The following is a 12,476-nucleotide window of genomic DNA, read 5'->3' as shown; positions in this document are numbered from 1 at the left end:
AGCCATGTACTCTATCGCCCATGATCTCAACGCGTGACGACGGCGGTGGCGGTGGCGCACCGCAGGCTCCGGCGGGCCCGACACCGGGTTTCCTGGTCTGGCGGCTGTCCATGAAATGGCGGGTCGCCGTGGACCGGGCCCTGACGCCGCTGGGTCTGACCCATGCGCAGTTCTCGCTCGTGGGCTCCCTGTACGACCTCCAGAGCTCCGGCGCCCTGCCCAGCCAGCGCCGCCTGGCCGACCACACCGGCCTCGAACCGCTCTACGTGTCCAAGCTCGCCCGGACGCTGGAAGCGGGCGGCCTGCTCACCCGCACGCCCGACCCCGCCGACAGCAGGGCGGTCAGGCTGAGCCTCACCGAGGAGGGGCGGAACGTCACCGAACGGGCGGTCGTGGTCGTCCGGAGCCTCATGGACCACCTGCTCGAGCCACTGGGCGGGCTCTCCGGCACGGAGACAGCGGCCTTCACACGCCGCCTGACCGAGCTGCTCGACGTCCCGCCCGCCGCCGCGCCCGACCCGTCATCACCACCCCCGAAGGAGCAGTCATGACCTCCGCCCCGAGCGTCGACGGACAGATCATCGGCCAGGCCCACTACGCCACCCGGGCCGTGCTCGAAAGCCTGCTGGCCACGACGGGCACGACGTTCCACCAGGCCCTGGCCCTCAACGCGCTGGCCGCCCGGGGCGGCACGGCCGACCGCTCCTGGCTGGTGGCACGCCTCACCACCGGGCTGAAGATCGACGCGGCGACGGCGGAGGAGGTCCTCGCCTCCCTGACGGCCTCGGGACTCCTCACGGCGTCGGCCGACGACGGGGCCCGCCTCGGTTTCACCGAGGCGGGCCAGGAGCGCCAGGCCGCCATCGCCGACGGCACCGCGAAGATCGTGGCCCCGCTCTACGCGGACCTGCCCGCGGAGGACCTGGCCACCACCGCTCGGATCCTGCTCACGCTGACCGAACGGGCCGACAAGGCGCTGGCGTCGGCCTGAACCGGACCCGGTCGCCGATCAGGTCCCGGCGGGCTGGGGCTCGGGCTCCGGATCCGGTACGGGGTCCGGGCCCGGCGCCGGAGGCTGCGGGATCGGGTCCGGCGCCGGGCCGGGCGGCATCGGTGCGGGCCCCGGCGGCACGGGCGGCGGACTGGGCACCGGGGTCGGCGGGCCCGGCACGGGCGGAGGCGTCGGCGAGGGCGGTACGGGGTCGGGGTACGGGTGGGTCATCGCGATCCTCCACAACGGCATGAAAAGGACAGATGGAGCTTTCCTCCACCGTCTCCCGGTGCGGCTGCCCCCGCCTGCCGAGTCCACACATGCGTCCGCCGGCAGCGGCGTCGCGCCGGCCCGCCCGCAGCGGGCGGAACCACTCCGGCGCAACGCCCGGACCGGCACCATCGATACGAAAGGCGTCCCCATGTCCCTGCCGAGCGTTCTCGCCGTCCACGCCCATCCGGACGACGAGTGTCTGTTCTCCGGCGGCGTCCTCGCCCGGCACGCGGCCGCCGGCGCCCGCACGGCGGTGGTCACCGCGACCTGGGCGGAGGGCACCCACCGGGCCGCCGAACTCACCCGGGCCCTCGCCGCCCTGGGCGCGGGCGCTCCCCGGCTGCTGGGCTACGCGGACGCCCGCGTGCCGGAGTCGGCCCCGGGCCGGCCCCGGTTCCTGGACGCGCCGCTGGACGAGGCCGTGGAGGCCGTGGTCGGCCACATCCGTGACCTCCGGCCGGAGGTCGTGATCACGGTGGACGCCTACGGAGGCATCACCGGCCACCCGGACCACGTGCACGCCCACCGGGTCACCGCGCTCGCGGTGCGGGCCGCCGGGCTTCCCGGGCTCTATCCGGAAGCCGGTGATCCCTGGCAGCCGAGCGCCCTCTACCTGGCCACGCACCCGCGCTCGGCGGCCGTTGCCGTGGGCGAAAGGCTGGGCCGGCCGGGGACCGCCGCCGCCGCGCTGTACTGCTCGGAGGACGCGTGGATCACCGCCACCGTCGACGTCGGCCCCTGGCTGCCGCAGAAGCTGGCCGCGATCCTCGCGCACCGCAGCGAGGTGGCACGGGGAGCGGCGCCCGGCCTGATCGCCGCCCTGTCTCCGGCAGTTCAGCGCGAGGTGCTCGGCACCGAGTGGTACATCCGCCAGGACCTCGCGCTCCGTGGCGGGTCCGCCACGGAGCTGAGCGCCTGACGCACGCCGGTCAGAACAACTCGGGGTGGTTCCTGAGCTGCCGCTCCGCCTCCTGGACGAGCTCGCCCGGCGCCTCGGGCGCCTCGTCGGGGTGGCGCTGCGCCCACTTCGCCGCGTACGGGCACAGGGGCACGACGGGGACGCCCTCGCGGGCGGCCATGGCATAGAACTCCCTCACGAGCGCCCCCGCGATGCCCTTGCCCTCGTGTTCGGGCCGGACGACGGTGTGGACGGCGACGAGCGCGCCGGGAGCCGGCTCCATGACGAAGTACGCGACGGTGCCGGCCGGCCTGCCGTCCTCGTACGCCACGAGGTTGCCGTGCTCCCGGTCGTCCCTGATCTCCACCGCTGCGTTCTCCGCCATGGCTCCTGCTTTCTCGTTCGTGGACGCGGACGACCGTCTCAGCCGCCCGCGACGACGGCCTGCGGGCTCCGCTGCGTACGCGTCCCGGGAACCGGCGCCGAGGCGTCGTCGCCGAGCGCCACGATCCGGTTGTCCGCGTCCACGTGCACGACCCGCGGCACGAGGGCACGGGCCTCCGCATCGTCGACCTGTGCGTAGCTGATCAGGATGACCAGGTCACCGGGGTGCACGAGGTGTGCGGCCGCGCCGTTGATCCCGATGACGCCGGAGCCGCGCTCGCCCTCGATGACGTACGTCTCCAGGCGGGCGCCGTTGTCGATGTCAACGATATGGACCAGCTCGCCGGGCAGCAGGTCGGCGGCCTCCATCAGTGCGACGTCGATCGTCACGGAGCCGACGTAGTGCAGGTCGGCCTGGGTGACGGTGGCGCGATGGATCTTGGATTTGAACATGGTACGTACCATTGAGATGCTCCCGGACGTAGGCTCCCTGCCTGCGTTCTTGCAGGTCAAGGGCTGTTCTCGCAGCCTACAACGATTCGCGGGTCCGGTCAGCTCTCGCCAGGTTTTTGAGCTACAGCTCGTAGTCCTGGGCCAGTTCCTCCCAACGAATGCTACGAAGCGCAAGGTCTGCCTTCTCACCAGTCGGCACCTCCGGTGCCGACTGGAACCAGGCGACGGCGAGGGAGGAACCATCCATGGCCGGGTCGAGCGCCGTGGAGTCGAACACACCGACGCAAGCCACGGAAGGCAGCACCTCGACGGGACCGAAGGCGCCGACGGTCTCGTCCGGGTACTCACGCGGGGGCGGAACAAGGTGGACCGGTGTGGAGGGGAACGCCAGCTCGGCCTGTCGCTGGAGCCGGCCGACCCTGCGGTCGTTGATGCGCTTGCACGGGTAGCCCTCCAGCATCCCTCCGTAGGTCGAAGACATCCGTAGCTCGGTGAGCCGGATCGCACGACCGGACACGAGGACTATGTGACCCAGTGACATGCCGACACCCTATGCACGCGATGCACTTTCGATACACGCCCCAAGCGTGTTCTTCACCTACCAGGCGAGGTCTACCGATGGTTCGACCTAGGCCGAAGGTCGGGGTGTTCGACGGTGCTTGGAAGAACCACCATGGAGGTGTGACGACCCCTCCCTTCAGCATTGACGCCTTCCTCAGTCAGCCGCTCACCGCGCGCATCGCTACCGATGGACCGAGCGTGCGGCCGGTCTGGTTTCTCTGGGAGGAGGGCACCTTCTGGGTTCTGACCGGCCCTTGGACCAAGCTGTTTCACCGTGTGCGCGAGGATCCGCAGATCGCTCTTGTAGTGGACGTATGTGACATCGCTACAGGGCTTGTCCGCCAGGTCATCGCCCGTGGCCGTGCCGAACTCGTTCCCTTCGACGTCCCGCGTGGTCGCCGCAAGTTGGTCCGATATCTGGGCACGGATGAGTCCCGCTGGGATTCACGCTTCGTCCACTACCTGCATGATGATCCTGATCAGCGCGGCACGACGTGGCTCCGGCTGACCCCTTCGTCCCTGACAGCCCACGATCTGAGCTATACGGCCACTCGCTGAGCTCGTTCTCCCACTACCAGGATCTGCCAGGTCTACCGATGACCTTGAGGGTCTCGGGGCGTTTGACGGCCTTGCCGACGTCGTAGCGAAGTGCCCGGCGTTCGTTCTTGGCACCGGGTGGCTCTCCGGGCCCGGCGCCTCGCGGTTCGGGAACACCGGTCGGCGGGCGCCGGACTTCGAGGACCACGTCCGGCCCATCCCCAGGTGAGCGACTCAGCTCGAGACACCATGCGAAACCGGCAGATAAAGAACAGGCTAAGAGTTGTCCCGTAACTGCTGGGTGCGCTGATCAGCAGAAGTCGAGCAGGACGCCCTTGTCCACGCAGTACCTCAAGACATCGATCAGCCGGCGGGCGTCGTCAAGGCGACGCTGGAGGACGGGATCGTCGGCGACTTGTGGCCGCTCGCCGATGATCGCTTCCAGCCGTGGCAGCATGGCCGCGCACTGAGCGGGAGCAAGGTCGCCGTCGTCGTCCGGATGGTTGAGCAGCGGCGCCAGCGTGGTGGTGATGCTGCTCCACGCACGCTTCCCACCGAAGCCGGCCATCTCGGGAAGATGGAATCCCTCGCTTTGGGCCAGCCACTCCCTGAACAGATGGAACCCGTAGTGCGACCACGAGATGTCCGGGCCGGCCACATCGTCGTCCGCGGGGCAGAGCATGAGTCCCATCCATCGTCCTCCTCTTCGACAGGCCGGGTCCCCAACACCTCGATCCGTCGGCGCCCGACGGCGATCCGTCCGGCCAGGCTCAGATCCGCCGACTCCGAGGTCCACAGGGCGTATCGGAGCCGACGGTCGCTTCGTCTCGTAGGTCAGCGCGCGGTGACCGAATACGCGGCGAGCGCGCGGTTGTCGCGCGGCTTGGCGATGGACCGGAGAACGTCGACCTGGCTCAGGACCAGCTGTCGTACCGCCTCGGGCAGTGCGGCCAGACGCTCCTCCGTTCCGGCCAGGTCGAGGCAAGCAGCGATCTCCCAGTCACCGTCCTGAAGCTCTTCGGTATCGACCGGCCCGCTGCCGTCCGCCGTCCAGCCGGCCTCGGGCAGAAGACGCAGCAGCCCCTCACGGGAGAGAACCGTGCGGACGTTGCCCTGACCATGCAGCCCTGCGGCCTCGATCTGCCCCTGGATCAGCACGGCGAGAAAGTGCGCCAACTGGTCACCGGACGCAGGCGTCAAGTCCCACTCGGTGAACCACAACCGCCGCGCCCACGGCCGTACCCGGGCCAGCGTGTCTCGCAGTTGTCCAAGCGATGCGAAATACCAGGAACAGTGTGCGAGCACCACGTGGTCAAAGGCACGTTCGGGGAAGTCCACCGATGGGTCAAGGACGTCGGTGCCGAAGCGGAAGTCGATGCGCGGCCCGAGGGGGCCTGCCGTGAGCCGGGCTGCCGATTCCCCCAGAGTCACCGGCGCCCCGTAGGAGGGCTCGGCCATGTCGACGGCGACCACACGCCCCTCGGGCCCGACCGCCTCCGCCAGGACAGCGGTCATATCGCCCTGGCCGCAGCCCAGTTCGAGGACGGTTGAACCTGGCGCGATCTGCCAGCCCGCCACGAGCGCGGTGCGGTGGCGAGTCTGGGACAGCTGGCTGTCCCAGCTGTGATCGGCGGCGGCCATGCCGGCCGCGAGCGAGGGGGCCTTGGCGCGAAGATCGGAGGGATGCACAGAGTCCTTGGTCATGCTCGACGGGTCGGTGGCGGCCCATGGTAGGAGACGCGGGGACAGCACGCCTCGTATTTCCTGGTCGACGCCACCTCGACGCGCTACCGCGGACCCCGCTCGGTCAGCAGTAGAGGCGACGCAGGTGGGGCCAGGTCCGCGGGCCGACCTTGCCGTCCTCGGCCAGGTCGGTGTTGCAGGCGTAGTTCACGGTGCTCTGAAACTTCTCGGCCGCTTTCTGGGAGTTGCGGCCGAAGATGCCGTCGATCGTTCCCGGATCGCGGCCGTGGTACTGGAGGAGGCACTGGGCTTCCTTGCCGGCGGAGGTCACCTGCGAAGCGGACGGAACGACCGTGGTGCCGCTGTAGTAGCCGGCGGAGAGGCGGCCGGTGGAGCTCATGCTGACGTTGCACGGGTAGGCCGCGACAGCGGTGGCGCCGGTCTCGGCCGCGGCGGCGACGCCTCCGGTGGCCGTGGTGCCCAGCAGGGTGAGGGAGGCGAGCACGAGCGGGATGCGCATGCGGGGTGCGGTGCGTGCCATGGAGGACTCCTGGAGATGAGTGTGGTCGGTCTGGACATCGGTACGTGTTCCGCCGGATGACGCGGGCGGGCCCGGTCGCAAGGACGAGGGACGTGTCCGTGAGCTGCCAGGTCACGCGCAGCGACGACCCGCCGCGCGGCTACGTCGGTTCCGTCAGCAGCTGGAGGCGGTGTCGATGCGGATCCCGGTCACCGTGAAGGTGTTGCTGAAGTGCTGGTTGTGGTTCGGATCCACGCACAGATAGGACGTCGCGCCGGTGCCGTTGTGGATGTAACGCAGGTAGACCCGGTCGTCGTTGCGCGTGTTGACGACGTAGTCGGCGCCTCGGCTCCGGGAGCCGAGATTCTGGTAGGAGGTCGTGACGTCCTGGAACGAGGCCGTGGGGTCGTCGTCGACCCAGTCGCTGGAGGTCAGATAGAAGCAGACGCGCGGCCAGTCGCACCCCCTGCGGGAATCCGCCGAAGCGGTCGGCGCCGTAGCCATCGTGGTGGCGGCGAGGGCAGCGGCCGCTGTCGTCACGATGGCCACGCGCTTGGTCGTCCTGCGGTTCGCTCGTACGCGCACAACAAATCAACTCCCGTGTTGCTCTGGTGGATACACATCCGGACTGGCACACCTGACCGTCTCCGCGGCACAGCCGCCACGGATACCGTCAGGGGACGCGGCTCAGCAGACGGTCGGGTCCAGGTCACGCGGCTTCGGCCAGCTTCTCGGGCCGATGGAGCCGTCGGCTTTCAGCCCGTTCTTCTTCTGGAAGCGGATCGTCGCGGCCCAGGTGATGTCACCGGAGATGCGGTCCGCCGCGTCTGGGCTTCACTTCACCTACTCCAGCAGCCGATACCGGTGAGCCGAGCAGCCTTCGTGGTGGTCATGGTCTCTCCCCGTCGCGGTCCATGGGCGAGGCGTTGCTTGCCTGCCCAAGTCTGGAGAAGTCGCACGACGGGCGGAACCTATGACATTGCAGGTATGCCTCGACACAGGCTCTCGGCGCGTTCGTCATCATCGACGCCGACTCCCGTGTCCAGCGCCCCGCGGGCCGTGTGAATGAGGAACGGCCCTGTTGGTCGAGGTGGCATGGGGACCTACGCACCCTGAACGTCTGCCGGCCCGGATCCCGCCGTGTCAGTGGCCGGTGACAGGATCGAGAGGTGCTGATCAAGGGATACGACGGCGGCCCGCTGGTGCCGGGCGAGTCATTGCTGGTTCACCCGGGGTTCTGGTCGAACTATCTCTTGGCGATGTGTAGCGGCGGCGGGTGTGCCGAGCGCCCGGTTCCGGAGTGGTTCGGTGAGGAGGGCGCCGATGTCGATGCCCTGTCCGAGGTCCTCTTCGATCCTGAACGCTGGCCGGTGTTCAGGGTGCCGGCAGAAGGCGGCCCCGGGGCGGTGGTGGTCTACCGCAATCTGGATGGCGACTACGGCACCGACTACCTCCTCACCCATGCGGGCAGAAGCTACGTCGAGCAGATCGCCAGTTGGGACGGCGACTTCTCCGGCACGCGGCTGACATGGGTCGAACTGATCCGGATCGCCGACAGCCCATCCCTTGCGCTCGAAGGCGCCCAGGACTCAGCCACCCGCCTCCTGTTGCTGCTTCCCCTCCTCGCGGAACCGGACATGCCCGAAGCAGCGTCGAGGCTCATCGCCGCCCTGACCGTGGTCGGCGCGCCGCAGGACACTGCGTCCATCGCGGCGGAGCATCTGCTGGCCCACCTCACGAGGAGATCCCGACACGACCCCACGTGGGCATCTCCGCTGAGCGGCAGCTGAGGAGAGACGGATCTCATCGCTGATCGCACTCGGGGAACGATCTTGTGTGGGGTCGGGCCGCGGCCGGGAACCGCAACGCCTGCAAGGCGTGGCGCTGTTCCCGTACTCCGCGGCCCGGAGCCCGCCATGGATCTCGCCCTATTCGTGGGCCCGGTCAGCTGCCACCGGGCTTCTCGTGACGCACACCGCCCCCTCCCCCGGGGGCCGTCGGCGACACCGGGAAAGCGATGGCGATCGCTACCAGGGGGCTGCCGGTCTCCACCGTCCGGTCCTGGAACGGATGGCTGACCAGGTAGACGGACAGCAAGGCCTGATCCGGACGCCGTACGGCGTTCACCGCCGAACGGGAGGGCAACGTGGGCACGCGGGTCCTGCCCTCTCCGGGCTGCTCGCCGATCACGGCGGCGCGGGTCGCGTCGAGCGCGGCGGCGTACTGGTCCTCGTCGAGGTCCGCCAGTTCGTTTCTCGGGTTGGTCAGCCGTCGGATCGCGCACGTCTCCCCGCTGAAGGGTGCGACGGGCCTGCGGACGACCAGCCCGATGCGATGGCCGGCCACCTCGGCCATGCTGGTCGCCTTCGACGGGCTCACCAACTGGACGGTCCACTGCCTCAGCTCACCCCGGGCCACACACCGGCGGATGTAGGCGCGGAGCCGGTCCATGTGCTCGGTCATCCGGGGGGAGGCCGACCGGTAGACATCGAGGAACCGCTCCAGGACCGTCTCGGGCCGCACGCCTCTCCACACCAGGTTCCCGTCGGCGTGGGCCCGCTGGGCCACAACGGGGCCCCCGAGGTGCTGGACGAAGCGCTCCAGATCCCGCAGGTTCTCGTCGAGCGCCTGTGGCTCGAGGGTGAAGCGCGATGTCTCCCATGACCTGCCGGACAGGTTCTGCGGCTCCGTCCCCACCGGCGGCAGGTCGTGGTCCGCGGGAACGCTCCGCGCGACGCGGATGAGATCGGGATTCAGCCGCAGTGCCACCTCCCGGGGGGAGATGCCGCGCTCGGCCATCCCTCCGATCTCCTGGCGCTGGTCGTCGAGCATGGCCGTCAGACGCTCCTGGGCGTCCAGGACCTCGCGGCCGGCGTAGAGGCGGCACAGGTCCGCGTAGGCGCTGCGACGTGCGAGCGACTGGGTGAACTGGCTCACTGTGTCGTAGGTGGGCGAGGATCTGAGGCAGTAGCTGATGGTGAGGCCCTCGAGGAGGGTTCCCGGGCCCAGCTTGGTGCCCCCCACGGCCACGACGCTCAGGCCGTTGCCGTCGTACTCGCGCCAACGGGGCAGGGTGAGCGAGCTGCCGTTGACCGACATGACGGTGATCTTGCTGACTGCGGCGACCAGTTGCCCGGCCACCTCGTCCCACGAGATCGGCGATGAGTCCGTGTTCGACGAGGCTGCTGCGCTCGTGGGGAGGAAGTCCGTGCGCCACAGGCTTTCGAAGCCGGACAACAGGCGGGCGGCGTGCGGACTGCCCGGCTCCCGGAGGCCGTCAGCGATGCGCCTGACGCGCTCGGCCACCTGGTCACGGACCTGTGCCTGCACGGCGACGAACCGGCTGACCGACACCAGCATGGAGTTGTGCGCCCGGGTCTGCCCGCGCGCCCTGCGCACGGCACAGGCCAGCACGAACGCGTCGATCGCGGAGTGCAGCGAGTCCGGCAGTGCGGGAGAGGGCACATGGCCAGAACGGTGTCCTGCGGGCAGCCACGCTTCCTCGTCCGTCACCGGGCGGACGAGCGGAAGTCGCTCTTCGGGTCCGGCCCGGTCCGGCGGTGGCGGAATGCTGTAGATGAAGTCCGGGACCAAGTGCGAAAGCGCCCGGATGGGCGCGATGGTGAAGCCGACATAGGCGGACCTCGGAGCGGCGCTCAGCAGCCGTTCGACCCTCGCGTCCAGCGCCGAAGGGGGCTTCCGTGCCCCCGTTCCGCCGCTCGTCGTGTCGATGACCAGCAACGGGGCGTCCGGAGGCGATGCCCCGTACTCCAGCCAGCGGTAGAGCCCGTCGACGACCCGCCGGTTCCTCTTGATCACGAAGACGCGTGGGAGGGGGTCCGGTGCGGGATTCCACCGCAGGGCCCTGACCAACGAGAAGTCGCCGTTCTCGGTGCTGTCGGTCATGGAGAGGACGGGGAGGCGGCGGGAGTTCCACAAGGCGCCCGCACCGATGGCCGCGCCCCCGTCCGCGGAGGCCGTCGACGCGCTGTCGAAGCCCAGCAGCCCCTCGTCCACCTGCCGCTGCAGCTGGGCTCGCTCGATATTGCTCGGACCGGCGATGATGACGATCTTCAGATAGCCGGCATCGACCGCCTTGGCCGCGAGACCGATCACGGACGTGAACGTGCCGGAGCCGAGGTGATCGATGGCCAGTCCCGAGCGCCTCCAGTACCCGGGACGGCACGGGTCCTCCAGCCTGGACAGGAGCGCGTCCGTGACCATGTCGAGCCGATGGACCACGTCTGCGGGGAAGAAACGCCCGCGGTTCAGAAAGGCTCGGTAGCGCTCCCAGAAGTGCCGCTCCCCCGCGAACTCGCCGTGCAGATACCACGCCGCGTGCCCCCGAGAGTCCTCCCACGCGGCGGCGGGCGCGAACTGGGCGACCGTGGCCTCCAGTTGCCGGAGCAACACGGACCGGTCGACCGCCATGCCCTGCATGGCGAGCATGCCGAGAACCACGTCCACGGCCCGGACGACTTCCTCGTGAACCACGGACCGGCCCTGGGGCAGAAGAGCGAGCGCCAGGCTCAGGGCGCGCTCGGCGGCCTGGGGTGCGGCGGAGTCGGGGACCTTCGGGGGCCCCGGGGAGCGTGGTGGCGTCGGCACTCCGAGGAGCTCCAGCGTCCGCGCCAGGGCCGTCCCGGCCGACGCCGCCTCCGCGGCGAGTTCCTCCGTACCGTCCGCTCCGCCCGCCACCGCCGTGAGCCGTTCCCCGCTGTTCCGGCCGGAGGCGATGTGACGTCCCAGCACCTGGCTCAGCAGCAGCACCTCGTGCTCGGTCAGCTCCTGTTCCAGCCGCTCGCGTACCCGTGGCGCCGGCCGCACGGCCACCCGCCCCGTGGGCCCCGTGGTCAGTTCGTACAGGCCGGAGCAGAGCAGCTCCGCGAGATCCTCCGTCGTCGCCTCCGGGACCAGTTCGCGGCGGAGTACGTGCAGGAGGTGCAGGCTCAGTCCGCCGAGGGAGCAGGAGAGCACCGCCAGTCGCGCGGCGGCGGGGGCTGCCGTGCGCAGGAATCCCTCCGTGCGTTCCTCGGGGGTTCTCGGCGTCGGGGGCCGGGAGGGGCCCAGCCGTTGCAGGCGGTCGCCGGGTGGGATCAAGGCCGCGGAGCAGCCTTCGGGCGCCGCGAGCATCACCGCCCGCGCCCACCGTCCGAGGGAGTACGGCGAGAGGGACAGGACCGGCAGGGCGAACCAGGCGTCGCGGTCGGTGACTCCCGCGCTGCGCGCCGGCAGCGGAGGCACCCGGAAGGCGAACCCCGTGTTGGAGGCGCCGGGGACGTCGAGGGAGGCCCGGACGACGGGCAGGTCGAGCCCGGTGCGGCGCCACAGTTTGGGCGGCAGCGGATTGAGCAGGGCGACGGGTTCGTGCTGCGCCCACGCCCGCAGCTGCTGCCAGATATCGGGGCGCCGCCAGGCCGGATCGGTACAGTCCGACATCACGAGGACCAGGCGTCGCCCGTCGGGGGAACGCAGCTGTCCCGCCGATGTCGGCTGCCCCCGGCGGTCGGTGAGTTCGACTCCGGAATCCGGGTCAAGGGCGAGGTCACGGACCTGGAGCGTACGGAAGGCGCCGAGCCGGTCGAGCAGGTCGGCGAGGGCGTCGGCGGTCTCCCGCCACACCTGCATCGAGGGCGAGCGGTCGACGACGAGCACCAGATCGAACCAGCGCTCGGGAGCGGGCTCGAAGGCCGGGATCAGCTCCCCGCTGCGGCCGTAGCCGTCCACGGTCGCGTCGAGGTCGAGCACGTGCTGTCGTCCCGCTCGCCACGACCGCTTCCACGGGCGCAGCGCCCGCGTCAGCTCCAGTGCGAAGGGCAGCGCTGTGGCCCCGGGGACGGCTACCGCATGGCCGGCGACGCGTCCGGAGGACTCCGGCAGCCGTTCGTGCAGCGGACGGGCCGGCTGGTCGTCGTCCGGCGCGGTGGGACGGGTGCGCGGCTCGGCCACCTCGCCGCGCGGGGCGGGAACGTCCAGTGCCGCGGGCGGCGGCTCCTCGGCGGCGGGCTCGGCAACGGCGCTGCCGACTCCGGGAGGGTCCGCCGCGGCCATGCGGGAGGCCAGCCAGAGTGCCTCGGCGAGCGCCGTCGCATCGAGCTCGGAAGCAGCGGCGCCGAGCGCCGTCACGACCCGGTCCAGACCGCCGGCCGCGAACATCGGAGACACGGGGTGTTCCG

At 70.4% G+C, this 12,476-nt stretch carries 13 protein-coding genes and 2 pseudogenes; 5 read left to right on the top strand and 10 right to left on the bottom strand.

Annotated elements, in window-relative coordinates; genetic code table 11:
- The first annotated feature begins 20 nt into the window (after nucleotides 1-20).
- From ACH4UK_RS16310 to ACH4UK_RS16300, 3 genes are all read left to right on the top strand, one after another.
- Nucleotides 21-551, top strand: coding sequence for a MarR family winged helix-turn-helix transcriptional regulator (locus ACH4UK_RS16310; RefSeq protein ID WP_398356798.1), 531 nt, complete (start codon nucleotides 21-23; stop codon nucleotides 549-551).
- Nucleotides 548-991, top strand: coding sequence for a hypothetical protein (locus ACH4UK_RS16305; RefSeq protein ID WP_398356796.1), 444 nt, complete (start codon nucleotides 548-550; stop codon nucleotides 989-991). The genes ACH4UK_RS16310 and ACH4UK_RS16305 overlap by 4 nt, the downstream gene beginning before the upstream one ends.
- A 421-nt stretch (nucleotides 992-1,412) precedes the next feature.
- Nucleotides 1,413-2,183 carry a PIG-L family deacetylase gene (locus ACH4UK_RS16300; protein ID WP_398356794.1) on the top strand — a complete coding sequence of 257 codons (771 nt, stop codon included), beginning with the start codon at nucleotides 1,413-1,415 and terminating at the stop codon, nucleotides 2,181-2,183.
- 10 nt (nucleotides 2,184-2,193) lie between these two features.
- On the opposite strand, the gene ACH4UK_RS16295 is transcribed toward ACH4UK_RS16300, so the two are convergent.
- The 3 genes from ACH4UK_RS16295 to ACH4UK_RS16285 all read right to left on the bottom strand — a co-directional run bounded on the left by ACH4UK_RS16295 (nucleotide 2,194) and on the right by ACH4UK_RS16285 (nucleotide 3,540).
- Nucleotides 2,194-2,547, bottom strand: coding sequence for a GNAT family N-acetyltransferase (locus ACH4UK_RS16295; RefSeq protein ID WP_398356792.1), 354 nt, complete (start codon nucleotides 2,545-2,547; stop codon nucleotides 2,194-2,196).
- Between the two features lie 38 nt (nucleotides 2,548-2,585).
- The gene (panD, locus tag ACH4UK_RS16290; RefSeq protein WP_398356790.1) at nucleotides 2,586-3,011 is read right to left on the bottom strand and encodes an aspartate 1-decarboxylase; all 426 of its coding nucleotides are present in this window, start codon (nucleotides 3,009-3,011) and stop codon (nucleotides 2,586-2,588) included.
- Between the two features lie 109 nt (nucleotides 3,012-3,120).
- On the bottom strand, nucleotides 3,121-3,540 hold the full coding sequence (locus tag ACH4UK_RS16285; protein ID WP_398356789.1) for a hypothetical protein: 420 nt from the start codon (nucleotides 3,538-3,540) through the stop codon (nucleotides 3,121-3,123).
- A 161-nt stretch (nucleotides 3,541-3,701) separates the two neighbouring features.
- Between ACH4UK_RS16285 and ACH4UK_RS16280 the strand changes: the two genes are divergently transcribed.
- A complete protein-coding gene (locus ACH4UK_RS16280; RefSeq protein ID WP_398356999.1) occupies nucleotides 3,702-4,118 on the top strand; it encodes a pyridoxamine 5'-phosphate oxidase family protein in 417 nt (138 codons plus the stop codon).
- Between the two features lie 13 nt (nucleotides 4,119-4,131).
- On the opposite strand, the pseudogene ACH4UK_RS16275 reads toward ACH4UK_RS16280, so the two are convergent.
- The 6 genes and pseudogenes from ACH4UK_RS16275 to ACH4UK_RS16250 all read right to left on the bottom strand — a co-directional run.
- A pseudogene (locus ACH4UK_RS16275) lies at nucleotides 4,132-4,281 on the bottom strand (transposase); the annotation flags it as partial.
- Between the two features lie 126 nt (nucleotides 4,282-4,407).
- Nucleotides 4,408-4,788: a hypothetical protein gene (locus tag ACH4UK_RS16270; protein ID WP_398356787.1), complete on the bottom strand. Its 381-nt coding sequence runs from the start codon at nucleotides 4,786-4,788 to the stop codon at nucleotides 4,408-4,410.
- 143 nt (nucleotides 4,789-4,931) lie between these two features.
- Entirely contained in the window at nucleotides 4,932-5,801 is an 870-nt protein-coding gene (locus tag ACH4UK_RS16265) for a class I SAM-dependent methyltransferase (RefSeq protein ID WP_398356785.1), read from the bottom strand.
- A gap of 103 nt (nucleotides 5,802-5,904) precedes the next feature.
- Nucleotides 5,905-6,321 (bottom strand): peptidoglycan-binding protein, encoded by a 417-nt coding sequence (locus ACH4UK_RS16260; protein ID WP_398356784.1) that lies wholly within the window; start codon nucleotides 6,319-6,321, stop codon nucleotides 5,905-5,907.
- A gap of 153 nt (nucleotides 6,322-6,474) precedes the next feature.
- On the bottom strand, nucleotides 6,475-6,849 hold the full coding sequence (locus ACH4UK_RS16255) for a hypothetical protein (RefSeq protein ID WP_398356782.1): 375 nt from the start codon (nucleotides 6,847-6,849) through the stop codon (nucleotides 6,475-6,477).
- 138 nt (nucleotides 6,850-6,987) lie between these two features.
- A pseudogene (locus ACH4UK_RS16250) lies at nucleotides 6,988-7,119 on the bottom strand (peptidoglycan-binding protein); the annotation flags it as partial.
- 350 nt (nucleotides 7,120-7,469) lie between these two features.
- On the opposite strand from ACH4UK_RS16250, the gene ACH4UK_RS16245 reads away from it, so the two are divergent.
- Complete coding sequence (locus ACH4UK_RS16245; protein ID WP_398356780.1) at nucleotides 7,470-8,090, top strand: hypothetical protein; 621 nt, start codon at nucleotides 7,470-7,472, stop codon at nucleotides 8,088-8,090.
- Between the two features lie 154 nt (nucleotides 8,091-8,244).
- Here ACH4UK_RS16245 and ACH4UK_RS16240 read toward each other — a convergent pair whose 3' ends face one another.
- Nucleotides 8,245-12,456, bottom strand: a complete 4,212-nt coding sequence (locus ACH4UK_RS16240; RefSeq protein ID WP_398356998.1) for an SAV_2336 N-terminal domain-related protein — start codon at nucleotides 12,454-12,456, stop codon at nucleotides 8,245-8,247.
- Nucleotides 12,457-12,476 lie beyond the last annotated feature (20 nt).

The sequence above is a fragment of the Streptomyces sp. NPDC020884 genome (assembly GCF_044333935.1).
GTDB lineage: Bacteria > Actinomycetota > Actinomycetes > Streptomycetales > Streptomycetaceae > Streptomyces.
This window is presented reverse-complemented; position numbering and strand designations above follow the sequence as displayed.

Bases quoted from the DNA above. Each gene is read 5' to 3' on its own strand.
- ACH4UK_RS16295 (WP_398356792.1), bottom strand. From the start codon at position 2,547: ATGGCGGAGAACGCAGCGGTGGAGATCAGGGACGACCGGGAGCACGGC.
- ACH4UK_RS16285 (WP_398356789.1), bottom strand. From the start codon at position 3,540: ATGTCACTGGGTCACATAGTCCTCGTGTCCGGTCGTGCGATCCGGCTC.
- ACH4UK_RS16260 (WP_398356784.1), bottom strand. From the start codon at position 6,321: ATGGCACGCACCGCACCCCGCATGCGCATCCCGCTCGTGCTCGCCTCC.
- ACH4UK_RS16270 (WP_398356787.1), bottom strand. From the start codon at position 4,788: ATGGGACTCATGCTCTGCCCCGCGGACGACGATGTGGCCGGCCCGGAC.
- ACH4UK_RS16265 (WP_398356785.1), bottom strand. From the start codon at position 5,801: ATGACCAAGGACTCTGTGCATCCCTCCGATCTTCGCGCCAAGGCCCCC.
- ACH4UK_RS16310 (WP_398356798.1), top strand. From the start codon at position 21: ATGATCTCAACGCGTGACGACGGCGGTGGCGGTGGCGCACCGCAGGCT.
- panD (WP_398356790.1), bottom strand. From the start codon at position 3,011: ATGGTACGTACCATGTTCAAATCCAAGATCCATCGCGCCACCGTCACC.
- ACH4UK_RS16305 (WP_398356796.1), top strand. From the start codon at position 548: ATGACCTCCGCCCCGAGCGTCGACGGACAGATCATCGGCCAGGCCCAC.
- ACH4UK_RS16240 (WP_398356998.1), bottom strand. From the start codon at position 12,456: ATGTTCGCGGCCGGCGGTCTGGACCGGGTCGTGACGGCGCTCGGCGCC.
- ACH4UK_RS16300 (WP_398356794.1), top strand. From the start codon at position 1,413: ATGTCCCTGCCGAGCGTTCTCGCCGTCCACGCCCATCCGGACGACGAG.